The 22,071-nt window shown below is 72.9% G+C and carries 20 protein-coding genes and 2 tRNA genes; 11 read left to right on the top strand and 11 right to left on the bottom strand.

Annotation, left to right across the window (positions count from 1 at the left end):
* The first annotated feature begins 6 nt into the window (after positions 1 to 6).
* From ACF1GV_RS07680 to ACF1GV_RS07670, 3 genes are all read left to right on the top strand, one after another.
* A tRNA-Ala gene (locus ACF1GV_RS07680) sits at positions 7 to 78 on the top strand.
* A 28-nt stretch (positions 79 to 106) separates the two neighbouring features.
* Positions 107 to 1,444: an SDR family NAD(P)-dependent oxidoreductase gene (locus ACF1GV_RS07675; protein ID WP_391678947.1), complete on the top strand. Its 1,338-nt coding sequence runs from the start codon at positions 107 to 109 to the stop codon at positions 1,442 to 1,444.
* Positions 1,438 to 2,670 carry a ribonuclease inhibitor gene (locus ACF1GV_RS07670; RefSeq protein ID WP_391678944.1) on the top strand — a complete coding sequence of 411 codons (1,233 nt, stop codon included), beginning with the start codon at positions 1,438 to 1,440 and terminating at the stop codon, positions 2,668 to 2,670. Before ACF1GV_RS07675 ends, ACF1GV_RS07670 begins: the two co-directional genes overlap by 7 nt.
* On the opposite strand, the gene ACF1GV_RS07665 is transcribed toward ACF1GV_RS07670, so the two are convergent.
* Positions 2,667 to 4,499, bottom strand: a complete 1,833-nt coding sequence (locus tag ACF1GV_RS07665) for an AAA family ATPase (protein ID WP_391678942.1) — start codon at positions 4,497 to 4,499, stop codon at positions 2,667 to 2,669. The two genes, ACF1GV_RS07670 and ACF1GV_RS07665, sit on opposite strands and share 4 nt — an antisense overlap.
* Positions 4,500 to 5,912, bottom strand: coding sequence for a hypothetical protein (locus tag ACF1GV_RS07660; RefSeq protein ID WP_391678940.1), 1,413 nt, complete (start codon positions 5,910 to 5,912; stop codon positions 4,500 to 4,502).
* A gap of 98 nt (positions 5,913 to 6,010) precedes the next feature.
* On the opposite strand from ACF1GV_RS07660, the gene ACF1GV_RS07655 reads away from it, so the two are divergent.
* Positions 6,011 to 6,086: transfer RNA gene (locus ACF1GV_RS07655), tRNA-Trp, on the top strand.
* Between the two features lie 21 nt (positions 6,087 to 6,107).
* Here ACF1GV_RS07655 and ACF1GV_RS07650 read toward each other — a convergent pair.
* From ACF1GV_RS07650 to ACF1GV_RS07625, 6 genes are all read right to left on the bottom strand, one after another.
* A complete protein-coding gene (locus tag ACF1GV_RS07650) occupies positions 6,108 to 6,947 on the bottom strand; it encodes a hypothetical protein (RefSeq protein ID WP_391678938.1) in 840 nt (279 codons plus the stop codon).
* A 201-nt stretch (positions 6,948 to 7,148) separates the two neighbouring features.
* A complete protein-coding gene (locus tag ACF1GV_RS07645; RefSeq protein WP_391678936.1) occupies positions 7,149 to 8,123 on the bottom strand; it encodes an acyl-ACP desaturase in 975 nt (324 codons plus the stop codon).
* Between the two features lie 214 nt (positions 8,124 to 8,337).
* Positions 8,338 to 9,114, bottom strand: a complete 777-nt coding sequence (gene ddaH, locus ACF1GV_RS07640; protein ID WP_391678934.1) for a dimethylargininase — start codon at positions 9,112 to 9,114, stop codon at positions 8,338 to 8,340.
* A 613-nt stretch (positions 9,115 to 9,727) separates the two neighbouring features.
* Positions 9,728 to 12,010, bottom strand: a complete 2,283-nt coding sequence (locus ACF1GV_RS07635) for an ATP-binding cassette domain-containing protein (RefSeq protein ID WP_391678933.1) — start codon at positions 12,008 to 12,010, stop codon at positions 9,728 to 9,730.
* A gap of 10 nt (positions 12,011 to 12,020) precedes the next feature.
* Positions 12,021 to 13,643, bottom strand: coding sequence for an ABC-F family ATP-binding cassette domain-containing protein (locus tag ACF1GV_RS07630; RefSeq protein ID WP_391678931.1), 1,623 nt, complete (start codon positions 13,641 to 13,643; stop codon positions 12,021 to 12,023).
* 457 nt (positions 13,644 to 14,100) lie between these two features.
* Positions 14,101 to 14,517: an SsgA family sporulation/cell division regulator gene (locus ACF1GV_RS07625; RefSeq protein ID WP_391678929.1), complete on the bottom strand. Its 417-nt coding sequence runs from the start codon at positions 14,515 to 14,517 to the stop codon at positions 14,101 to 14,103.
* Between the two features lie 327 nt (positions 14,518 to 14,844).
* Here ACF1GV_RS07625 and ACF1GV_RS07620 point away from each other — a divergent pair, with 327 nt between their 5' ends.
* Both ACF1GV_RS07620 and ACF1GV_RS07615 read left to right on the top strand, forming a co-directional pair.
* Positions 14,845 to 15,885 (top strand): WD40/YVTN/BNR-like repeat-containing protein, encoded by a 1,041-nt coding sequence (locus ACF1GV_RS07620; RefSeq protein WP_391679617.1) that lies wholly within the window; start codon positions 14,845 to 14,847, stop codon positions 15,883 to 15,885.
* A gap of 73 nt (positions 15,886 to 15,958) precedes the next feature.
* On the top strand, positions 15,959 to 16,297 hold the full coding sequence (locus ACF1GV_RS07615; protein ID WP_363264112.1) for a plasmid stabilization protein: 339 nt from the start codon (positions 15,959 to 15,961) through the stop codon (positions 16,295 to 16,297).
* A gap of 10 nt (positions 16,298 to 16,307) precedes the next feature.
* On the opposite strand, the gene ACF1GV_RS07610 is transcribed toward ACF1GV_RS07615, so the two are convergent.
* Complete coding sequence (locus ACF1GV_RS07610) at positions 16,308 to 16,604, bottom strand: YciI family protein (protein WP_363264111.1); 297 nt, start codon at positions 16,602 to 16,604, stop codon at positions 16,308 to 16,310.
* Positions 16,605 to 16,654: 50 nt separating this feature from the next.
* On the opposite strand from ACF1GV_RS07610, the gene ACF1GV_RS07605 reads away from it, so the two are divergent.
* Positions 16,655 to 17,365 (top strand): endonuclease V, encoded by a 711-nt coding sequence (locus tag ACF1GV_RS07605; protein WP_391679616.1) that lies wholly within the window; start codon positions 16,655 to 16,657, stop codon positions 17,363 to 17,365.
* Here ACF1GV_RS07605 and ACF1GV_RS07600 read toward each other — a convergent pair.
* The gene (locus ACF1GV_RS07600) at positions 17,326 to 17,514 is read right to left on the bottom strand and encodes a hypothetical protein (protein WP_391678926.1); all 189 of its coding nucleotides are present in this window, start codon (positions 17,512 to 17,514) and stop codon (positions 17,326 to 17,328) included. The two genes, ACF1GV_RS07605 and ACF1GV_RS07600, sit on opposite strands and share 40 nt — an antisense overlap.
* A gap of 163 nt (positions 17,515 to 17,677) precedes the next feature.
* Between ACF1GV_RS07600 and mmpA the strand changes: the two genes are divergently transcribed.
* On the top strand, positions 17,678 to 17,824 hold the full coding sequence (gene mmpA, locus ACF1GV_RS07595) for a morphogenic membrane protein MmpA (protein ID WP_391678925.1): 147 nt from the start codon (positions 17,678 to 17,680) through the stop codon (positions 17,822 to 17,824).
* 35 nt (positions 17,825 to 17,859) lie between these two features.
* On the opposite strand, the gene ACF1GV_RS07590 is transcribed toward mmpA, so the two are convergent.
* Positions 17,860 to 19,038, bottom strand: a complete 1,179-nt coding sequence (locus tag ACF1GV_RS07590) for a saccharopine dehydrogenase family protein (protein ID WP_391678923.1) — start codon at positions 19,036 to 19,038, stop codon at positions 17,860 to 17,862.
* A 91-nt stretch (positions 19,039 to 19,129) separates the two neighbouring features.
* Between ACF1GV_RS07590 and ACF1GV_RS07585 the strand changes: the two genes are divergently transcribed.
* From ACF1GV_RS07585 to ACF1GV_RS07575, 3 genes are all read left to right on the top strand, one after another.
* Positions 19,130 to 19,510: an MmcQ/YjbR family DNA-binding protein gene (locus tag ACF1GV_RS07585; protein ID WP_391678921.1), complete on the top strand. Its 381-nt coding sequence runs from the start codon at positions 19,130 to 19,132 to the stop codon at positions 19,508 to 19,510.
* 142 nt (positions 19,511 to 19,652) lie between these two features.
* A complete protein-coding gene (locus ACF1GV_RS07580; protein ID WP_391678919.1) occupies positions 19,653 to 20,819 on the top strand; it encodes a CaiB/BaiF CoA transferase family protein in 1,167 nt (388 codons plus the stop codon).
* A complete protein-coding gene (locus ACF1GV_RS07575; protein ID WP_391678916.1) occupies positions 20,816 to 22,030 on the top strand; it encodes an acetyl-CoA C-acetyltransferase in 1,215 nt (404 codons plus the stop codon). Before ACF1GV_RS07580 ends, ACF1GV_RS07575 begins: the two co-directional genes overlap by 4 nt.
* The last annotated feature ends 41 nt before the right edge of the window (positions 22,031 to 22,071 follow it).

The following is a 22,071-nucleotide window of genomic DNA, read 5'->3' as shown; positions in this document are numbered from 1 at the left end:
GTGCGAGGTCCCGTAGAGCAGAGGCAGACTCGCCGCCTTTGCAAGGCGGATACGCCGGTTCGAATCCGGTCGGGACCACTGCCGGGCACGGACACGGGGCGGGGACATGAACGAGGCGGCCGAGACGGTCACCCAGGCGGAGCTGGCGGCCTTCCACCAGGTGGTGGGCAAGCTGCGCGCCCTGCCCGTCGACGATCCCGTCCGGCTGCGGGCCGAGCAGGTCGCCGCCTCCTTCGCCCGCGACGGCCGGCTGCGGCGCCGCAAGGCACGCGGCGAGGAGAAGTCGGCCGCCGACGCCGCCGTCATGGCCGCCACCGCCACCGGCGCCACGGACCGCCGCGAGGACGCGCCCCTGGTCGCGCCCGGCACCGGCGGGGTCTTCCGCACACCACGCCACTGCTATGTCTGCAAGTCGGCATATCGGCAGGTCGACTCCTTCTACCACCGGCTGTGCCCGCACTGCGCGGCCGACCACACCCGGCGCCGCGCCCTGAGCACCGACCTCACCGGCCGCCGGGCGCTGATCACCGGCGGCCGTGTCAAGATCGGCTTCCAGCTTGCGCTGATGATGCTCCGAGACGGCGCCCATGTGCTGGTCACCTCCCGCTTCCCGCACGACACCGTGCGCCGCTTCCGGGGCGCGCCGGGCAGCGAGACCTGGTGGCAGCGGTTCACCGTCCTCGCCGTCGACCTGCGCGATCCGCGCCAGGTGCTGGGCCTGTGTGAGGAACTGCGGCAGGACGGCGAGCCGCTGGACGTCCTCGTCAACAACGCCGCCCAGACCGTCCGCCGGCCCCCCGAGTCGTACGCGCTGCTGGCCGGCGCGGAGTACGACGCCCTGCCCGAGGGCGCCCGCCCGGCGCCGGGGTTCACCCCGATGCGCATGCTCGGCGGGTCCGTCTCCGCGCTGCCCGCCGCCCTGCGGGAGGCCGACGAGGCCGGACTGCTGCCCGACCCGTCACCAGAGAACTCCTGGTCGGCGCGGCTCGGCGGGCTCGATCCGGCGGAGGTGCTGGAGACCCAGCTCGTCAACGCGCTCGCACCCGCGCTGCTCTGCGACCGCCTGCTGCCCCTGCTGCTCGCCTCGTCGCACCCCCGCCGCTACATCGTCAACGTCACCGCCGTCGAGGGCCGGTTCGCCGTCCGCAACAAGACCGCCGGCCACCCGCACACCAACATGGCCAAGGCCGCGCTGAACATGCTCACCCGCACCAGCGCCGCCGAACTCGCCGACCGAGGCGTGCACATGTGCGCCGTCGACACCGGCTGGATCACCGACGAGAACCCGGCCCCCAAGAAGGCCCGCATGGCCGGCGCCGGCTTCCGCACCCCGCTGGACATCGTGGACGGCGCGGCCCGTGTCTACGACCCGATCGTGCGCGGCGAGGCCGGCGACCCGGTGTCGGGCGTGTTCCTCAAGGACTACCAGGAGGCGGCGTGGTGACCGGGTCCCCCGACGAACACGGCGGTTTCGCCGGCGTGCCGCCCGTGGCGCCGCGCCCGCTCGCCGACCTCGCCCCGCTGCTGGACTGGCTGCGCGCCGGTCGCCCGGCGGGGGAGCGGCTGGACTTCGCGGCCGGCACCGCCCTGCCCGACGGCCGGCTCGACCTGTGCAAGCAGGCACTGGGCGCCCGCGGCGCCGCCCTGATCGCCGAAGCACAGGGCGACGGGCCCTCCCCGGTACGCCACCTGCTGCTCGGCACGGACGCCCTCGGCGACGACGGCGCCGCCGCCGTGGCCGAGAAGAGCAGGGACGTCGAAACGCTCTACCTCGGCTGCAACGGCATCACCGCGGGCGGCGCCTGCCGGATCGCCGACAACCTGCGCGCCTCGCCGCAGGTCGTCACCGGCGTCTGGCTGAAACGCAACCCGCTGGGCAGCGGCGGCGGCCGCGCGGCCGCCGAACTCCTAGAGGCTGCCCGCAAGTTGCGCACCCTCGATCTCGTCCAGACCGGCCTCGATGCGGCCGGCGCGACCGTGCTCGCGGACGCGCTGCTCGCAGCCGCCGACCACGGGCGGCGCATCGAGCGGCTGTTCGTCGGCGGCAACCCCCTCGGCCAGGCCGGCGCCGAACCCCTCGCCGCGCTGATCACCGCCGGAGCACTGGACGAACTGTACGTGTCAGCCGCCGGGTTGGGGGATACGGGCGCGCTGCGGCTCGCCGACGCGCTGGAGCGGGCACCGCACGCGCGTCTCACCCGGCTCTCCGTCGCCAGCAACGGTATCGGGCCTCATGCGGCCGCCCGGCTGGTCACGGCGGCCGTCGGGGCCGGAGTCACCCTCCTCGACCTCGGCCGGGTGCGCGCGGCGGCCGTCCTCGGCGCGGTGGACAACCGGCTCGACCTGACCGCCACCGAGACGATCGCCGAGGCCCTGGCGGGCGCCGAGCACCGCCTCAGCCGTCTCGTCCTGACCCACACCGGTCTGCGCAGCCGTGAGGCCCACCGCCTCCTCGACACCGCACCCCGGGCGGTCACGGCCACCCGCTTCGTCCTCGGCCGCGGCATCGCCGCGAGCGTCAAACGCCGCCTGGACGCCCTGAGCGCGCACGTCCCGCCCCTGCCGGTCCCGGCCGACGTCGCCGCCGTCCGCAGCGTCCACCGCGCCGCGTCGCAGGACGGCGACCCCGACGCCCAGGCCAGCGCCCCGCCCGCGGGACGATGGGCCTAGCCTTTGCGCATCGCCATGAACACCTCCGTCCAGAACCGCTGCTGCTTCTGCGACGTCCCCACCAGATACGTCGCCCGCAGCTTCGCCGGGAGCAGTGCCACCAGGCGGGCCACCGCCGCACGGTGCCTCTTCAGCTGGGACAGCTCCGCATTGGCCAGGATCTGGTGGACCACGTCACTGTCGTCGTCCCCCTCCGCCGACTGCTCGGCGGCACGGCGCAGCCGGGCCTCCCAGGCGTCCACGTCACGGGCCAGCTCCCGCAGCCCGGTCACCGGCCGGCCCCGGAACCGGTCGATCAGCCCGGTGAGCGGCACGGGCGCGTACTCGCCGTCCCCGAGGTAGACCGTCGCCATCTCCAGCGGCAGCCCCCGCCGGTGCAGCTTGATCAGCCGCTCCAGCGTGCGCTTGGTGATCCAGGCGCGGCCGTCGTCGTCGATGTCGTGCTTCCACCACTCCAGCACCGTCTCGGCGTCCGCGCCGTACCGGTCGATGAGCCACTCGTTCGCCGGGATGTCCTCGGGCTCCACCTCCAGCGACACGGTGAACCGGCTCGCCTGGGCGATGTTGTTCCGGGACACGAGCAGCTTGCGGCCCAGGTGGTACGGCGGGTTCTGCACGGCTATCTGCGCCCGCAGGTGCTCGATCCGCCGCCCGGCCAGCGACCACTCCTGTGTGATCTCCATCAGCTTGGCGAACGCGGCCCGGTCCTTGGGCCGGTTGTACTCGTCCCACACGATCGCCTTGGGCTCCGGCCCGGTGAACGGCGCGGCGAGCAGATTGTCCAGCGTGCCGTCCGGCGACGGCACCGGCGCGCACAGATCCTCGACGTTCGTCACCGGCAGGGAGAAGTACAGCGGCTCCCGGCCCAGCCCCTCACGCAACGTCTCGCGCACCACCTCCGTCTTGCCGCAGCCGGGCGGGCCCTGCAGCAGCACCGTCCAGCGGTTGCGCAGCGCGGCGCGCACCACCTGCCGGACCGGGTCGGGAATCCGGGCCGGATCGGGCACGCCGAGCGCCCCGGCGAGGCGGTCCAGGATCTCCGCCGTGCGGTCAGGTCCGGGCCGGCCGTCCGGGCCGGGCTCGGCCAGCCGCAGGCGCGCACCGTCCAGCAGTGGCAGGCCCCAGCGCAGCGGGAAGCCCTCGCGGGCGTTGGCCAGGACGTTGTCCAGTGTGCGCGGCGACAACAGCTCGCGCAGGGTGGGGGAGAGCGACGCCCACAGCGAGAACACCGGGCGCAGGTCCCACGGCCGGTACTTTGCCGCCAGATGCCGCTGCCAGGAGGTGTCGTTCGCCGTGATCCGCATCGTCACCATGCGGTCCAGCAGCGCCAGGTCACCGCGCCTGGCCGAGGTCTCCGCGAGGGACTCGTTGTCGGTGAGGAACACGCCGACACAGCCCAGGGCCCGCAGATCGTGCTCGCCCAGCGTCCAGTTGCAGGCGATCTGCATCAGCTGCGACTGGATGGTGTCGCCCGCCTGCAGCGAGTCGTCGATCAGCAGCACGAACGGCCGGTCCGGCTTGAGCTGGCTCATCACCAGCTGCCGCAGCACCAGTTCACCGGTGCGAGGATCACGCACGGGCGCGTTGACGAGCAGGTCGTCCGGCGTCAGATTGGCCGCCGGCACATAGACCAGCGCCGTGTCCGAGTGGGCCCGGGTGAGGTGTGAGAAGAACGTCGCCGTCTTGCCGATGCCGTGCTCGCCGAAGATCTGCCCGGTCTGCCCCAGCTCGATCATCGCGTCGATGAACGCCTCCAGACGCGAGGGCTCCTCGATGCGCCCGCCGCCGGGCGCCGTGACCTGCGTCTGCCGCCCCGTGTGCACTGTCATCTACCGCGTTCCCGTCGTGACGCGATGGCAGGCCATCGCAGGCGTGTGCGTCTCGGGCCACTCACGGCCGCCCTCGGTGATCAGCCAGATCCATTTGTCCGGCTCGGCGGGCGTGATCGGCGGCGCGTAGCCGTCGGTGAGGACGACGACCGCGTCCGGCGAGACGTCGAACCGGCGGCCGTTCACCTCCGTGCGCCCCTCCACATAGTCGGCGACCGCCTGGAAGCTGGTACCCCCACCGCCGTACACCCGCTCGCCCGGCCTGAACGGCATCACCACCGCGTCAAAGGACAGCCAGTGCGCCTCCACCCCGTCGATCCGGCCCACCAGTTCCGTCAGCCACCGGATCACTTGGTCCGGCATGGAGCCGGACGTGTCGTAGGCGATGACGAGGACCTTCTCACGGACCGGGCCGCGCCGGGCCAGCATCGGCTCCTGCCCGAGCGCCGCCAGCAGGGCGCCCCGCTTCTTCGGGTACACCAGCCGCTCGCCCTCCCTGAGCTTGGAGCCCAGCACGTCGGCCAGCCAGCGCTGCCACCAGTGCACCGTCCGCGTGCGCATGGTCTCACCGCGCAGCGCCCCCGCGCCGAGCGTCCCCCAGATCTTCGCGGCCCGCACCGAGCCGTCCGAGGTGCGGCTCATCAGGTCCAGCAGCTCCCGCTCCGCGCCCGTGTGCCCCCGGCGCGCCGCCAGCAGGGAGTTGAGCAGGGCGGAGGAGGTCACCTCGTCGACGGTCGCCTGGTCGGCCGGGACGAGACCGGCCACCAGATGCGGACACACCGGCTGCGGAACCGGCGGCCGGTGCATGCGCTTCAGCTCGCCGTACACCCGCATGTCCGTCTCGGTGAACTCCTCGTAGGACACCGGCTCCCGGCTGTGCTCGCCGAGGTCGGCGACGTAGGCGTCGTGGACCCGCCGTGGGTCGACGCCCGTCGGCCGGCCGTCGAGCAGGGGCAGCTCCGTGCGGTCGAGACGGATCAGCGCCACATGGTTGATGGCGACCTCGGCGGCCAGCGTGAACACCGGGTCCTCGCGCAGCTCCGGATCGGCGAGCAGATGCCGGTGCACCAGGTGGCGCGCCTCGTGGAACAGCACGAACTTCACGCCGTCCAGGCCGAGTCCGGCGAAGAACTCCGGGTTGTACAGCAGCAGACAGGTGCCGTCGCCGGAGGCGACCACCGCCGCCGTGTCCACCGCCGTCGTCGCGATCTGGTGCGGGCACTTCGCGTACAGCCACGACGCCACCGCCGACTGCGTCAGGCCGAAGTCCAGCAGCGCGGCCTCCTTCAGCCGCTGGGCCTCCTCGATCACGAGCGGATCCGCCGGACGGTACCGCTCGAGTGCCCGGCGGTCGGCCAGGTCGACCACCACGGCACGCCCCGGTGCCCGCTCTCCGTATGCCTCGTAACCCATGGCGCCCCCCGTGCCGTGCTGTTCCCGCGTCGTCGCACTGCCTCATTGGTAGCAGGCACCACTGACAGCGGGCCAAGGCATTACGCTGCGCTCTCAAGGCGGGGCCGTAGCGCAGAGGCAGGCGCGCTGGTCTCCAAAACCGGAACACGCTGGTTCGAATCCAGCCGCCCCGCCCCCTTTCGGGGCCGAGGGGATTCAGGCGATGGCGCCGGCCGTCATCACCAGTTCGGGCACGGTGCCGTGGAACGTCTCGACCAGTTGCGCCAGCACCGCCCAGGCGTCCTCCCGCCGGCCCAAGTGGTCCTGGACGAGCGGACGCAGTGCGTCCTCGGCGGCCCGGGCGCGGGCCGGGAACGCGCAGGGGCCGAGGGACAGCAGGTCGAGGACGTCCACGGCGGGCCCGTGGGCCGTGGCGTAGTCGGCCGGCCCGTCGAACACGCCTGCCTGCCGCACCCGGTGAGTGAACTTGGCGTGACTGCCGAACCGGGCGCGCAGCGCCGGCGGACAGTCGGGGCGTACGGACAGGGCCCAGCGGGCGTAACCGGGCAGCGGGCGCTCGGCGTCCGCCGCGGTGACCGTCCGCCAGTCATCGCGGGTGAGCACCATCGAAGCGGCCGCGCGTGCGGTCTTCATGGCGGTGGCGCGGCGCAGGGAACCGACTAGCCCGTGGTGGACGTAGCTCTCGGGCACCTCGGGCTCTTCGCCGGCCAGCGTCGGGGGCGGCGGCAGCGGCTCGGTACGGCCGGGTCCGAACGGGACGCCGCGGCAGACGGCCCGGCGCAGGCCGGAGTCGGTGGTGAGGTACCGCCACACCGTGACGTTGAGGTCGGGGTCGTCCTGCTCCAGCATCCACAGCGCCACCGAGGCCGGCAGCCGGCCCGGCCACTGCCAGGGGCGGGCCAGCCGGCGGCGCAGCGCTACGGGGTCCTCCTGGCTAGGCAGGCCGATGCGTGACCGGACGCGTTCGGCGGTTTCCTCGTCGGTCAGCCCGAGAAGAAATCCGACCGTCCGCGCCGCTCTGCCGTTGTCCCTCATGCGGGGCATGATGCCGCAGGCCGGCCCGGCCTCGCACGGGCAATTCCGGTGGCCCGTACGGGGCGTGCGCACCGGCCGGCGCCGGCCTCGGACACCGCCCGGCACCGGATGCGGGCGCCCGCCGACGACGCCGGACCGCTCCGCACGGGGCGCCGGCGACCGGCGACCCGGCGCCTGCCGGCTCGCCGGTCGCGCCGAGCGTCAGGCGCCCGCGCGGGCTGCCAGCCGCGCCCGGCGCGCCGCCAGCTTCTCGTCGAACTTCGTCGCCTCGTCGTTCAGGCCGCCCATGTAGAGGCCGAGTTCCTCCTGGGCCTGCAGGCCCTCGGGGCCGAGGCCGTCGATCTCCAGTACCTTCAGGTGGCGCAGCACGGGCTGGAGCACGTCGTCGTGGTGGATGCGCAGGTTGTACACGCCGCCGATCGCCATCTGCGCCGCTGCCCGCTCGAAGCCGGGGATGCTGTGGCCGGGCATGCGGAAGTTGACCACCACGTCCCGCACCGCCTGCATGGTGAGGTCAGGCGCTATCTCGAAGGCCGCCTTGAGCAGGTTGCGGTAGAAGATCATGTGCAGGTTCTCGTCGGTCGCGATGCGCGCCAGCATGCGGTCGCACACCGGGTCACCGGACTGGTGGCCCGTGTTGCGGTGCGAGATGCGGGTGGCCAGCTCCTGGAAGGCGACGTAGGCGACCGAGTGCAGCATCGAGTGCCGGTTGTCGGACTCGAAGCCCTCGCTCATGTGCGCCATGCGGAACTGCTCCAGCTTGTCCGGGTCCACCGCGCGCGAGGCGAGCAGGTAGTCCCGCATCACGATGCCGTGCCGGCCCTCCTCGGCGGTCCAGCGGTGCACCCAGGTGCCCCAGGCGCCGTCCCGGCCGAAGAGCGTGGCGATCTCGTGGTGGTAGCTCGGCAGGTTGTCCTCCGTCAGGAGGTTCACCACGAGCGCGATGCGGCCGATCTCGGTGACCTTGGACTGCTCCTTGTCCCAGGCCTCGCCGTCCTCGAAGTAGCCGGGGAAGTTGCGGCCGTCGCTCCATGGCACGTACTCGTGGGGCATCCAGTCCTTGGCGACCTGCAGATGCCGGTTCAGTTCCTTCTCGACCACTTCCTCGAGTGCGTACAGCAGCCGGGCGTCGGTCCAGGCGGCGGAACTGCCGAGGTGGGACGAGGTAACAGTCACGGGTACTCCAGGGGGACGTAACGGAGCGGAAGCCTCCGGCGGTGCGGCGCCGGAACTTACGGAATCGTAGGCTACGAGTCCGTAGGTTACGTAACCGTAGGTTAAGGACGTCGTAAACACTGCTGATCAGCACAGCCGGCTCCGGCCCGCCGGAGAGACATCACGGCCCCGGAATCCGCAGATCCCGGGGCCGCACGGGTAAGGATGCCGCCCGTCAGGCATACAGCTCCCGCAGCCGTACCGAGAGGCAAGTCACACACCCCTCGAGCTTCTCGAACTCGCTGATGTCCACCGCGACCACCTCGAAGCCGAGGTCGGTGAGCAGGTCCGCGGTCCGCGGCGCGCTCGCCGCCATCAGCAGCTTCGCGCCGCCGAGCAGCACCACGTGCGCCCCGGACTCCTCCGGCACCGACAGGAACCGCGGGAACAGCGCCGGCCGGTCCACCTTCGGAATGTGCCCGATCACCGTGCCGTCCGGCAGCGCGGTCACCGCCGACTTCAGATGCAGCACCTTGCTCACCGGTACGGCGACCACGCGCGCGCCCAGCGGCTCGAAGGCGGCCCTCAGCTGCTGCACCCCGGCCGCGTTGGTACGGCCGCCCCGGCCCACGTAGATCGTGTCGTCGGTCTTGAGCACGTCGCCGCCGTCCAGCGTGCCCGGCTCCCAGATCCAGTTCACCGAGCAGCCGAGCCGCGCCACGGCCTCCTCGACGCCGACGGTCTCCGGCCGGCGGGACTCGGCGCCGGGGCGGGTGATGAGCGCGACGTTCTTGTACATGACCACCGTGTCCTCGACGAACACCGAGTCGGGGCAGTCGTCGGCCGGGTCGACCTCGATCGCGTCCCAGCCGTGCGCGCGCAGGGCGGCGACGTACGCCTCCCACTGCTCGACCGCCCGCTCGGCGTCGACCTTCTCCCGCGCGATGTGCGTCACCAGACCTTCGGCGAGGCGGGGGCTGGGGCGGCGGACGAGGGCCTTCTTGCTGGGCACGAGCGTGGTCTCCGTATCGGCGGGTGGTTCCTGGGGCCATCATGGGGCACCGGTCCGCCATGATGCCGGGCGAGGAGTACTCGGCGAAACCCCGGGTGGGGAGGGATTACCAGGGCGTAACCCCGGATTGGCACACAGGGCGCGCCCCGCCGTCACGGCCGGCCGAGGAGCAGGGCCGCCCCGCGTCCCCGGACCGCGGGCGCGCCCCGGCGTCCCCGGGCCCCACGCGCGCCCCGGCCGTCGCGGACCGCAGACGCGCCCGGCCGTCGCGGACCGCAGCCGCGCCCGGCGTCGGTCCAGGGACCACGACCGCCCGCCGCCGGACCGCCCCACGACCGCCTCCGAGCCGTCTCCGTGCCCGTCGCGGCCGCCCGGGTCACTGCTCGGCTGCCTCCGGCCGCCGTGGCCGCCTGGGCCGGCGCTGAGCCGTCACCCCCCCCCGCCGCGGCCTCCCGGGCGGCACTGGGTCGCCCCTGCCGCCGTGGCCCGCCCTGAGCCGACCCTCGGCCGTCTCGGCCGCACACGGCCCTCTCCGGCCGTCCGAACCGCCCCCGCCCGGGGCGCGCGGTTCCGAGGGAGACGCCGTCAGCCCGCACCGACGTCGCCCCCGCCGTCAGCCCGCACCCATGGCGCCCCCCGGGCAGCCCGCCGCCCGGCGCAGGTACTCCGCCGTGACCGACGTCCGGTCGGTGAGCAGTTGCCGTGGGGTGCCCTCGAAGAGGACCCGGCCGCCGTCCCGGCCCCCGTCCGGGCCCAGGTCGATCACCCAGTCGGCGTGGGCCACCACGTCCATGTCGTGCTCCACCACCACGACCGTGTTGCCGCCGTCCACCAGCCGGTCCAGCAGCGCGAGCAGCCCGTTCACGTCCGCCATGTGCAGGCCGGTCGTCGGCTCGTCCAACACGTACACCGCGCCGGTGCGGTGCAGCCGGGTCGCGAGCTTCAGCCGCTGCCGTTCGCCGCCGGACAGCGTGGACAGCGGCTGTCCGAGCGCCAGGTAGGTCAGGCCGACGTCGTGCAGGGCGCGCAGCCGTCGCCGCACCGCGCTGTCGCCGAAGAAGCCGAGTGCCTGCTCGGCCGTCATCGCCAGCACGTCGGCGATCGAACGGCCGTCCACCGTCAGCCGCAGCACCTCCTCCCGGAAGCGCCGGCCCCGGCAGTCCGGGCAGGTGGTCGTCACCGGGTCCATGAACGCGAGGTCCGCGTACAGCACCCCGCGCCCCTCGCACGCCGGGCACGCGCCCGTGGAGTTGAAGCTGAACAGCCCCGGCTCACTGTCCGTCGCGCGCGCGAAGATCCGCCGTACCGTGTCCATGATCCCCAGATACGTCGCCGGCGTGGAGCGTGCGGAGATCCCGATCGACGACTGGTCGACCACCACGGCGTCCGGATGAGCGGCGGTGAACTCCGCCACCAGGGTCGACTTTCCCGACCCGGCGACGCCGGTGACCGCGGTCAGCACCCCGGTCGGGAACTTAACCGTCACCTCCCGCAGGTTGTGCCGGCTCGCGCCCTTCACCCACAGCCCGCCGCCCGGCCGCCGCACCCGCGCCTTGAGCGCCGTACGGCGGCGCAGACAGCGCCCGGTCGCCGTCGGCGACCCGGCCAGCGCGCGCGGCGGCCCCTCGAACACCACGTGCCCGCCCTCGGTACCGGCTCCGGGACCCATGTCGACGACGTGGTCGGCCAGCGCGATGACGTCCCGGTCGTGCTCGACGACGAGCACGGTGTTGCCCTTGTCGCGCAGGCCCAGCAACAGGTCGCCGAGGCGGTGGACGTCGCGCGGGTGCAGCCCGACGCTGGGCTCGTCGAAGATGTACGTCATGCCGGTCAGGCTGGAGCCCAGGTGCCGTACGGTCTTCAGCCGCTGTCCCTCGCCCCCGGACAGCGTCGCCGTCTCCCGGTCGAGGCTGAGGTAGCCGAGGCCGATCGCCTCGATCCGCTCCAGCGCCGTGACGGCGGCCCCGGCGATCGGCGCGGCGAGCGGGTCGTCGTCGAGTTCCCCGAGTACGGCGATGAGGTCGGTGATCTGCATCCGGGTGCAGTCGGCGACGGACCGGCCGCGGATTTGGGTGGCCAGCGCGGCCTCGTTGAGCCGGGCGCCCGCGCAGCGCGGGCAGGTGTCCTCGGTGAGGAAGCGCTCGACCATCTCGCGGGTGCGCGCGCTGAGCGCGGACAGGTCCCGGTTCAGGTACAGCCGCTCGAAGCGGTCCGCCAGGCCCTCGTAGTCGATGGCGCGCGATCCGCCGGTGTTGTCGACGTTCACGCGCGTGCCGCGCCCGCGCAGCAGGAACTCCCGCTCGGCGTCGGTGAACTCGCCGACCGGTTTGCGCACATCCAGGTCCGCCGTGTTGGTGTAGGTCTGCCCCTGCCAGGTGCCCGCGGCGAACGGCGGGAAGAGGATCGCACCGCCGGCGAGGGAGCGGGCCGGGTCGAGGATGCGGTCCCAGGCGGGCCGTACCGTGCGGCCGAGCCCCTGGCACTCGGGGCACATGCCCGCCGGGTCGTTGAAGGAGTACGCCGTCGCCTCGCCGGCGCTCGGGGTACCGCACCGGGAGAACAGCACCCGGATCACCGCGTAGACGTCGGTCATCGTGCCGACGGTGGAGCGTGAGTGGCCGCCGACCGGCCGCTGGTCGACCACGATGGCGGGGGACAGGTCCTCCATGGCGTCCGCGCGCGGGCGTTCGTACCTGGGCAGCCGGTTGCGCACGAACCAGGTGTACGTCTCGTTGAGCTGGCGCTGCGACTCGACGGCGATCGTGTCGAAGACGACCGACGACTTGCCCGATCCCGAAAGGCCGGTGAACACGGTCAGCCGGCCTTTCGGGATGCGCAGGGTGACGTCCTTGAGGTTGTTCTCCCTGGCTCCGGTGAGGGTGATGTAGTCGCGCATGACCCCGACGCTAGGCGGGATACCCGACAGCTTCTGGCGTGATTTCCTTCAGTTCTCCGTCGAGCAGCAGCCAGCGCGTGATGCCGATCGACTCCAGGAACGGCAGGTCGTGGCTGGCCACGATCAGTGCGCCCTGGTACGACTCCAGCGCCGTGGTCAGCTGGTTCACGCTCGCCATGTCGAGGTTGTTCGTCGGCTCGTCCAGCATCAGCAGCTGCGGGGCCGGCTCGGCGAGCATCAGCGCGGCCAGGGCCGCCCGGAAGCGCTCGCCGCCGGACAGCGTGGCCGCCATCTGGTCGGCGCGTGCGCCCCGGAACAGGAAGCGGGCGAGCCGCGCCCGGATCCGGTTGTTGGTGGCGCCCGGCGCGAACCGGGCCACGTTCTGCGCGACGGTCAGCTCACCGTCCAGGACGTCCAGGCGCTGCGGCAGGAAACGCAGCGGGACGTGCGCCGTCGCCTCGCCCGAGACCGGCGCGAGTTCGCCGGCGATCGTGCGCAGCAGCGTGGTCTTGCCCGCGCCGTTGCGCCCGATCAGCGCGATCCGCTCCGGACCGTACAGATCGAAGCCGCCCTCGACACGCGCGCCGTAGGCCAGTGTCAGGGCCCGCAGGGTGAGCACGCCGCGGCCCGTGGGGACGGCGGTGTGCGGCAGGTCGACACGGATCTCGTCGTCGTCCCGTACGGCCTCCACCGCCTCGTCGAGCCGTTCCCTGGCCTCGGTGAGCTTCTCCTCGTGCAGGAGGCGGTGCTTGCCCGCGGACTCCTGGGCCGCGCGCTTGCGCGCCCCCATGACGATCTTCGGCTCGCGTTTCTGGTCCCACATCTTCTGCCCGTACCGCTTGCGGCGGGCCAGCTTCACCTGGGCGTCGGTCAGTTCGCGCTTCTGCTTGCGCAAGTCGGACTCCGCCACGCGCACCATGCGCTCGGCGGCCTCCTGCTCGACGGCGAGCGCCTCCTCGTAGGCGGAGAAGTTGCCGCCGTACCGGGTGATCTCCCCGCCGCGCAGATCGGCGATCTGGTCGACCCGCTCCAGCAGTTCACGGTCGTGGCTGACCACGATCATCACACCCGGCCAGGACTCCACGGCCGCGTAGAGCCGGCGGCGGGCGTACAGGTCGAGGTTGTTGGTGGGTTCGTCCAGCAGCAGGACCTCCGGCCGGCGCAGCAGCAGCGCGGCCAGCCGCAGCAGGACCGACTCGCCGCCCGACACCTCGCCGATGGTGCGGTCCAACGCGATGTGCCCGAGGCCGAGTTCGCCGAGGGTGGCGAGCGCGCGCTCCTCGACGTCCCAGTCGTCGCCGATGGTCTCGAAGTGTTCGTCGGCGGCGTCACCGGCCTCGATGGCGTGCAGCGCGGCGCGCTGCACGGCGATGCCGAGCGCCTCGTCGACGCGCAGGGTGGTGTCCAGCGTGACGTTCTGCGGCAGATGGCCGGTCTCCCCAGCGACGCGTACGGCACCGTCGGTGGGGGTCAGCTCCCCGGCGATCAGCTTCAACAGGGTGGACTTGCCCGACCCGTTGGCGCCGACCAGTCCGGTGCGGCCGGGACCGAAGGTGGCGTCCAGGCCGTCGAGGACGACCGTGCCGTCCGGCCAGGCGAAGGACAGGGAGGTGCAGGTGAGGGATACGTACATGGGGCCTCGCGGTTGCTCGTATACGGAAGCGGGGGCAAACGCGTATCGAGACACCGCGGGACGGCAACCACTGAGGGTCCGGGAAGGCGTCAAAGGGAAAGCCCTGTGCCCGGGACGGCTCGTATGCCGAGGTCGCACGCACGCAATGCACACCTGACGGGTGTGGCGCGGTGTCTCAGGACCTCAGACGAGCAACGTCCTTCTCCAATCGACGGCAACAGGGCCGACATCCACGGTAAGGGAGCGCATAGGGGCGGTCAACCGAATTGACGGAGCCCCGTGCAGGGCGCGCGGGCACGTGCCGGGTTCGCCCAGGCCGCGCACGCCGTCGTCCGCCACGCGGCACGGGAAACTGCTCGGCGCCGGCACCCACGAGACGCTGTCCGGAGGGCTCGACCACGGCGAGCTGAACCGCTGCCGGGCCGGAGCCGGAGCGCCCAGCAGACCTGGGGACGGCCTAGCAGGCGTCCCGCATCAGCTCCGCCAGGCCGTGGTCCAGGTCGAGCTGCAGGTGCTCCAGGCCCACCGGCACCAGCTCGCTGGTGGCCCGCAGGAAGCGCTGGATCTCACCGGTGCGGACATGGACGACGGCCGTGCCCTCGGGGGCGTGGAACTCCAGGACCGTGCGGTCGAAGCCGTATGGCCGCACTCGGACGTCGCCGTGGCCTTCCGGGCCCTCCAGGCCGGCCGTGAGCAGTTCGCGGGAGAAGGTCCAGCAGACCTCCACGCCTTCCAGCGTGGCCGGCGCGGGGAAGGTCATCCGGATCGCGAACGGGTCCCGGCGGTCGTAGTGCAGCGTGGCGGGGATGTTCGGCATCCGGGGCGCGGCGGCGACGAGACGTGCCTGCACGGGCTGCTCGATGACGGTGGACAACGCCTTGCTCCCTTGTGACGGCTGGACGGTGGACGGACGGAGGGGCGGATGAGGCCGGTCACTCCAAGAGACGTAGGAACCGGCCGATCCGTGCACACTCAGAGCGAGTGACCTCTGTCACCGCCTTCATGCACGGAGGTGTCCGACTGCTTCCGGTGTGCCGGGAAGGTCACTTGTGGCGGGACGCGCTCTGGACGGCACCCGGGCGGTCGGCTAGCTTCGCCCGCCATGACGATCGCGAGGGTCATGAGGAGCAAGGGATCCGAGAGGCGCAACGGGCGCAAACGACCCAAGGCGGGCAAGGGTCGCGGGACCGTCTCGGGAGCGGTGTGCGCCACGGTGCTCGCCGCCCTGGCCGCCGCTCCGGCGCAGGCGCACGACGGCGCGCACCGCATGCCCCACTGGGCGCTCAAGAACACCGGCGCGCCCTCCGTCCGCTTCCGCGGGCTGGCCGCCGTCGACCGGGACACCGCGTGGGCTGCCGGCACCGCGGGGACCGTGCTGCGCACCACAGACGGCGGGGCGAGCTGGCGGAACGTCTCCCCGCCCGGCGCCGGCGAACTGCAGTTCCGGGACGTCGAGGCGTTCGACGCGCGCCGCGCCGTCGTCCTGGCGATCGGCGAGGGCGAGGCGTCCCGCGTGTATCGCACCGAGGACGGCGGCACGACCTGGACGGAGTCCTTCCGCAACACCGACCCGAAGGCCTTCTACGACTGCCTGGCCTTCTTCGACCACCGGCATGGCCTGGCGGTGAGTGACCCCGTCGACGGGCGGTTCCGCGCTCTGTCCACCAGCGACGGCGGCCGCTCCTGGACGGTGCTGCCCGCACGCGGCATGCCCGCCGCCCTGGACGGCGAGGCCGGCTTCGCGGCGAGCGGCCAGTGCCTGGTCACCTCCGGACCGAAGGACGTCTGGCTGGCCACCGGCGGAGCCGCCCACGCGCGCGTGCTGCACTCCGCCGACCGCGGCCTGACCTGGACGGCCACCGAGGCACCCGTCCCGGCCGGCGACCCGGCCCGCGGTGTCTTCGCGCTCACCTTCCGCGACCGCACCCACGGACTCGCCGTCGGCGGCGACTACCGCCCCGAGCAGCCCTCGCCGCTCGCGGCCGCGGTGACCGCCGACGGCGGCCGCACCTGGCGCCCTGCCGACCGCCCTCCGCCCGCCTACCGCTCCGGCGCCGCCTGGCTCGCGCACAGCCGTGGCGCCGCGCTCGCCGTCGGCCCCACCGGCACCGAGCTGACGACGGACGGCGGGCGCACCTGGCGCACCGTCGACACCGGGTCGTACGACACCGTGGACTGCACGGCGGACCGGGCGTGTTGGGCCGCGGGCGAGCAGGGGCGCGTGGCCCGCATGGAGCCCTGAAACAGGCCCCGGGAGGCGGATTCGGGTGCAATGGGGGTACTCGGGGACCGCATCCGAAAGGAAGTGAACGCACATGCCACGCGGTTCCAGCCCCAAGCGGGAACGCCAGTACGAACACATCAAGGAGAGCGCCGAGGAGCGCGGCGCGAGCACCGGGCGCGCCAAGGAGATGGCCGCACGGACCGTCAACAAGGAACGCGCCCGCTCCGGCGAGTCCAAGACCGCCGGCCGCTCCTCCACCAAGGACATGTCGTCCGGCAAGCGGGGCGGCCAGCGGTCGGGCAAGGGCTCCCAGGGCAAGGGCTCCGAGGGCCAGACCTATGACCAGCTGTACGAGGAGGCCAAGCGCCGGGACATCTCCGGCCGTTCGAACATGAACAAGAGCGAGCTGCAGCGCGCCCTCGGCAAGTGAGCGGTACCGCTCAGCCGAGCGTCTCGCGGTGGCGCTCCAGCTCCGGCGCCGTCTTGGTGGCGATGAACTCGGTGATGCGGTACTCGCAGACGCCCGCGGCGACGAAGGGGTCGCTCGCGGCGATGGCCTCTATCTGCGCGCGGTCCCCCGCGACGGCGATGATCACCCCGCCGTCGCGGGGTTCCTTGCGTCCGGAGGCCAGGACGCGGCCCTGGGCGTACAACTCGTCCAGCCAGACGACATGGTCCTTCAGGACGGCGTCGACGGCTTCGAGCGGGGCGGTGTAGATCAGCTCCATCACGAACATGATCGCGAGCCTACGCCGGGTCGCGGCGACACCGTAGGCTCATGGTCATCATGACGACCGTACGCGTTCCCGCGGGCTGGCCCGCGACCGAGGAAGAGGCCCGGGCGGTCCAGGACGGGCTGCGGGCCCGGGTGGTGCTCGACGAGCCGGGGCCGCAGCCGGGCACCGGGCACGTCACCGGCGTCGACGTGGCCTATGACGACGGGCGTGATGTCGTCGCCGCGGCGGCCGTCGTCCTGGACGCCGCGACCCTCGGTGTCGTCGCCGAGGCCACGGCCGTCGGCCAGGTCTCCTTCCCCTACGTGCCCGGGCTGCTCGCCTTCCGCGAGGTACCGACGGTGCTGGCCGCGCTGGACGCCCTGCCCTGTCCGCCGGGCCTGGTCGTCTGCGACGGCTACGGCCTCGCCCACCCCCGCCGTTTCGGGCTCGCCAGCCACCTCGGCGTGCTCACCGGGCTGCCCACCATCGGCGTCGCCAAGAACCCGTTCACCTTCGCCTACGACGAGCCGGACGCGCCGCGCGGGTCCTCCTCGCCGCTCCTGGCCGGCGAGGAGGAGGTCGGCAGGGCGCTGCGCACCCGCGACGGCGTCAAGCCGGTGTTCGTGTCCGTGGGCCACCGCGTGAGCCTCGCCGGCGCCTGCGCCCACACACTGGCGCTGACGCCGGCCTACCGGCTGCCGGAGACCACCCGCCGGGCCGACGCGCTGTGCCGCCGGGCGCTTCAGGAGGCGACGACCCGCCAGGCACCCACCTCCTTGTAGCCCGAGTCGTACACGGCCGACCCGTCGCCGGTCTGCAGCGGATAGTGGCGGACGTTGCCGGCCCAGTACCGCAGGATCCGGCTCAGCTCCCGCGCCTTGTCCTCGCTGCTCGCCGCCTCGTCCAGGGTGATGTCGAGAAGGAATTTCATACGTTCCATCGTTTCATTGACGCGCCCGGTGAGACTTCTGCCGACGGCGGCGAGGAGTGCCTGCACGGTGCCGGTGAAAGTCTCAAAGCAGGGTGCATCTGAGTACGCGTACTGAGTACCCGTACGGATGTGCGGCGGGCAGGGCACCGGAAGGCTGACCCGCATGACGACACATCGCGCCGCCAAGCCCCTCAACGACCCCGCCCGGCCCGTCGAACGCGCCGTGAACGCCGCGCTCGCCCTCGCCGTGCTCGCCGGGCTCGGCTGGGTCTGCGCGATGATCTACACAGTGGTGTCCTGGCCGCTGTAGCCGCGCCTGAGTCGGGCGGACCGCCGGACGCCGCCTCAGCGGCGCGCGGCGACCCGGAAGACGATTCCCGCCGCCCGCAGCCGCTCGGTGAGCGCCTCACCCATCGCCACCGCCGTGGTGACCTGGCCCGACGTCGGCGGCAGGTCGTCGAAGGACAGGGACAGGGCCGCCTCGGCGAAGATCTTCGCGGTCTCGCCGTAGCCGGGGTCGCCGCCCGACACCTCGGTGAAGACGCGCCGGCCGCCGCCCTCGCCGACGAAGCGCACGCGGAACCAGCTGCGGGCCCGCTTCTCGGCGTCCGGCCCCTCCCCGGGGCGGACCCGGTCCGACAACCAGCGCCGTACCGGCGGCACTTGGGCGGCGACGGCGACCGCGCCCACGGCCGCGATCCCCCCGGCCGCGACCGGCAGCCGGCGTACGGCCGCGTAGTGGCGGTAGCGGAAGTCGGGCCCGTAGCGGTCCAGGGACCGTGCCGACCGCTGGACGACCTGCGGGTCGATGGTCGGCAGCGGCAGCGCCCACGCGCCGATGTCGCGCGCGTAGTGCGGCGCGCCGATCGGGGCGGCCGCCCGGCGGCCCACCAGCCGCGGCTCGTGCCGCGCGCGGTCCCGGGCCGCCGCCACCATCTGCCGTCCGCGCGCGAACTGGTTCAGCGCCGAGGCCAGCGTCCCGCCCGAGAAGGCCGCGTCGGCGGACACGAAGCCGTCCACGGTCAGCGGCACGTCCGGCGGCAGCTGCCCCACCGTGAACAGCACCCCCAGGTCGTGCGGTACGGAGTCGAAGCCGCACGCGTGCACGAGGCGCGCACCCGTCTCCCGCGCGCGTGCGTCGTGCCGTACGTACATCAGGTCCACGAACTCCGGCTCACCGGTGAGGTCGAGATAGTCCGCGCCGGTGTCCGCGCAGGCGGCGACGAGCTGCTCGCCGTAACGGATGTACGGCCCGACCGTGGACGCCACCACGCGCGCGTGCTCGGCGAGTTCCCGCAGCGACGCGGCGTCGGCGACGTCGGCCCGCAGCATCCCGATCCGCTCGCCGCCGGGCAGCCGCTCCCGCAGCCGCTGGAGTTTCGACGTGTCGCGTCCGGCCACCGCCCAGCGCAGGTCGGCGGGCGCGTGCGCGGCGAGGTACTCCGCGGTGAGCGTCCCGACGAAGCCGGTGGCTCCGAAGAGCACGATGTCGTACGGACGGTCCGTCCTGTTCAGCCTGCTCATGACACCCCTCGCCTTGTTCGGCCGCGCCGCTGTCGGTGGCCGAGGCTAGCGTGAGGAGTGCGTGAGCGGATGACGAGCCCGGAGGTGGCGGATGGCCGTGGCCGAAAGCGTCCAGAGAAAGTGGGAGAAAGTACGCGGGTTCGCCCTGTCCCTGCCGAGTGCGGCCGAGGAGTTCCCCTGGGGCGAGACGGTCGCCAAGGTGAACAAGAAGGTGTTCGCCTTCCTCGGTGTGGACGACGGCAGCCACCCCATGGCGGTGACCGTGAAACTCACGGACGAGGCGGCCCACGCCCATGCCCTGACCTCCCCGGGCGCCGAACCCGCCGGGTACGGCCTGGGCAGAGCGGGCTGGGTGCGCATCCCGCTCCAGGAGCCGGGCGCCCCGGCGGCCGAGCTGCTGTGCGACTGGGTGGAGGAGAGCTACCGCGCCATCGCGCCCAGGCGGCTTGTCGCCGAGCTGGACGCCGGGTGAGGCGGGCGGCGGACAGGAGGCCGACCGGCCGGCGGCGGCCCATAATTGGCTAAGCGCTTGCTCGCCCGGGTCTTGTGCCCGGTGGAACACGTTCTTAGCATCACTGGTGTTACATCGGTTGTGTCACAGCGAGGGGGCCTGGATGGCCACGGCACCGACGACGCCCGCGCAGGGGCCGCTGACCGGCGTGCGCGTGGTCGAGCTGGCCGGTATCGGCCCCGGTCCGTTCGCCGCCATGCTGCTGGCCGACCTCGGCGCCGACGTGGTGCGCGTCGACCGGCCCGGCGGCCCCGGCCTCGGCATCGACCCGGCGTACGACGTCACCAACCGCAACAAGCGCTCGGTGGTGGTCGACCTGAAGGACCCCGGCGGACCACAGTGCGTCCTCGCCCTGGCCGCCCGCGCCGACCTCCTCATCGAGGGCTACCGTCCCGGCGTCGCCGAGCGCCTCGGCGTCGGCCCGGAGGCCTGCCACGCCCGCAACCCGAAGCTGGTCTACGGCCGCATGACCGGCTGGGGCCAGGACGGCCCGCTCGCCGACCGCGCAGGTCACGACATCGGCTACATCGCCGTCACCGGCACCCTCGGCATGATCGGCGGCCCCGACCAGCCGCCCCCGCCCCCGGCCAACCTCCTCGGCGACTACGCGGGCGGCTCCCTCTACCTCGTCGTCGGCCTCCTCGCCGCGCTGCACCACGCGCGCGCGTGCGGCACCGGGCAGGTCGTCGACGCCGCGATCGTCGACGGCACCGCCCATCTGTCGGCGATGATCCACGGCATGCTCGCGGCCGGCGACTGGCAGGACCGGCGCGGCGCCAACCTCCTCGACGGCGGCTGCCCCTTCTACGGCACCTACGAGACCGCCGACGGCCGGTACATGGCGGTGGGCGCGCTCGAGCCGCGGTTCTACGACGCGTTCACCGACCTGCTCGGCATCGACGGCGAGGTCCCGGCCCGGCACGAGGTCGCCCGCTGGGGCGAGCTGCGCGAGGCGGTCGCCGCCCGCTTCAAGGCCCGTACCCAGGACGAGTGGACGGCCGTCTTCGAGGGCTCCGACGCCTGCGTGGCGCCCGTGCTGTCGCTCCGTGAGGCCCCGCACCACCCCCACCTCGCCGCCCGCTCCACCTTCACCGACCACGGCGGCATCACCCAGCCCGCCCCGGCGCCGCGCTTCTCCGCGACCCCCGCCACCATCCGCAGCGGCCCGGCGCGACCCGGCGCCGACACCGCGGACGTGGCCCGCGACTGGGACGTACCCGAACTGCTGCCCCCGCCTTCCTCCCACCTTCAGCGAAAGGCCTCCTCGTGAGCACCGAAGCGTACGTGTACGACGCCATCCGCACCCCGCGCGGACGCGGCAAGGCAGGCGGCTCCCTGCACGGCACCAAGCCCGTCGACCTGGTCGTCGGCCTCATCCACGAGATCCGCGCCCGCTTCCCGGGCCTGGACCCGGCGGCGGTCGACGACATCGTGCTCGGCGTGGTCGGCCCGGTCGGCGACCAGGGCTCCGACATCGCGCGGATCGCCGCGATCGCCGCCGGCCTGCCCGACACGGTCGCCGGCGTGCAGGAGAACCGCTTCTGCGCCTCCGGTCTGGAGGCGGTCAACCTGGCCGCCGCCAAGGTCCGTTCCGGCTGGGAGGACCTGGTCCTCGCGGGCGGCGTGGAGTCGATGTCCCGGGTGCCGATGGCCTCCGACGGCGGCGCCTGGTTCAACGACCCGATGACCAACCTCGCCACCAACTTCGTGCCGCAGGGCATCGGCGCCGACCTCATCGCCACCATCGAGGGCTTCACCCGCCGGGACGTCGACGAGTACGCGGCCCTTTCCCAGGAGCGCGCGGCAACCGCCTGGAAGGAAGGCCGCTTCGAGCGGTCCGTCGTACCCGTGAAGGACCGCAGCGGCCTCGTCGTCCTCGACCACGACGAGCACCTGCGCCCGGGCACCACCGCCGACTCCCTCGCCAAGCTCAAGCCGTCCTTCGCGGACATCGGCGAACTGGGCGGCTTCGACGCGGTCGCGCTGCAGAAGTACCACTGGGTGGAGCAGATCGACCACGTCCACCACGCGGGCAACTCCTCCGGCATCGTCGACGGCGCCTCCCTCGTCGCCATCGGCTCGAAGGAGGTCGGCGAGCGCTACGGCCTCACCCCGCGCGCCCGGATCGTCTCCGCCGCGGTCTCCGGCTCCGAGCCCACCATCATGCTCACCGGCCCCGCCCCCGCCACCCGCAAGGCCCTCGCCAAGGCCGGACTGACCATCGACGACATCGACCTCGTCGAGATCAACGAGGCGTTCGCGGCGGTCGTGCTGCGCTTCGTGAAGGACATGGGCCTGTCGCTGGACAAGGTCAACGTCAACGGCGGTGCCATCGCGCTCGGCCACCCGCTCGGCGCGACCGGCGCGATGATCCTCGGCACCCTCGTCGACGAACTGGAGCGCCAGGACAAGCGCTACGGCCTCGCCACCCTGTGCGTGGGCGGCGGCATGGGCATCGCCACCGTCGTCGAGCGCATCTGACCTTCCCAACGGATCACCACGGACCATCACGGAGCAGCTTC

It is taken from the genome of Streptomyces sp. NPDC014006 (assembly GCF_043088925.1).
In the GTDB taxonomy this organism is placed as follows: Bacteria; Actinomycetota; Actinomycetes; order Streptomycetales; family Streptomycetaceae; genus Streptomyces.
Note: the sequence above shows the minus strand (reverse complement) of the source record. Positions and strands in the feature narration are given on the sequence as shown.

Coding starts and splice junctions, on each gene's coding strand:
- ACF1GV_RS07675 (WP_391678947.1), top strand. CDS start 107: ATGAACGAGGCGGCCGAGACGGTCACCCAGGCGGAGCTGGCGGCCTTC.
- ACF1GV_RS07650 (WP_391678938.1), bottom strand. CDS start 6,947: ATGAGGGACAACGGCAGAGCGGCGCGGACGGTCGGATTTCTTCTCGGG.
- mmpA (WP_391678925.1), top strand. CDS start 17,678: ATGACGACACATCGCGCCGCCAAGCCCCTCAACGACCCCGCCCGGCCC.
- ACF1GV_RS07590 (WP_391678923.1), bottom strand. CDS start 19,038: ATGAGCAGGCTGAACAGGACGGACCGTCCGTACGACATCGTGCTCTTC.
- ACF1GV_RS07635 (WP_391678933.1), bottom strand. CDS start 12,010: ATGCGCGACTACATCACCCTCACCGGAGCCAGGGAGAACAACCTCAAG.
- ACF1GV_RS07605 (WP_391679616.1), top strand. CDS start 16,655: ATGACGACCGTACGCGTTCCCGCGGGCTGGCCCGCGACCGAGGAAGAG.
- ACF1GV_RS07660 (WP_391678940.1), bottom strand. CDS start 5,912: ATGGGTTACGAGGCATACGGAGAGCGGGCACCGGGGCGTGCCGTGGTG.
- ACF1GV_RS07610 (WP_363264111.1), bottom strand. CDS start 16,604: ATGTTCGTGATGGAGCTGATCTACACCGCCCCGCTCGAAGCCGTCGAC.
- ACF1GV_RS07580 (WP_391678919.1), top strand. CDS start 19,653: ATGGCCACGGCACCGACGACGCCCGCGCAGGGGCCGCTGACCGGCGTG.
- ACF1GV_RS07615 (WP_363264112.1), top strand. CDS start 15,959: ATGCCACGCGGTTCCAGCCCCAAGCGGGAACGCCAGTACGAACACATC.
- ACF1GV_RS07665 (WP_391678942.1), bottom strand. CDS start 4,499: ATGACAGTGCACACGGGGCGGCAGACGCAGGTCACGGCGCCCGGCGGC.
- ACF1GV_RS07585 (WP_391678921.1), top strand. CDS start 19,130: ATGGCCGTGGCCGAAAGCGTCCAGAGAAAGTGGGAGAAAGTACGCGGG.
- ACF1GV_RS07630 (WP_391678931.1), bottom strand. CDS start 13,643: ATGTACGTATCCCTCACCTGCACCTCCCTGTCCTTCGCCTGGCCGGAC.
- ACF1GV_RS07600 (WP_391678926.1), bottom strand. CDS start 17,514: ATGAAATTCCTTCTCGACATCACCCTGGACGAGGCGGCGAGCAGCGAG.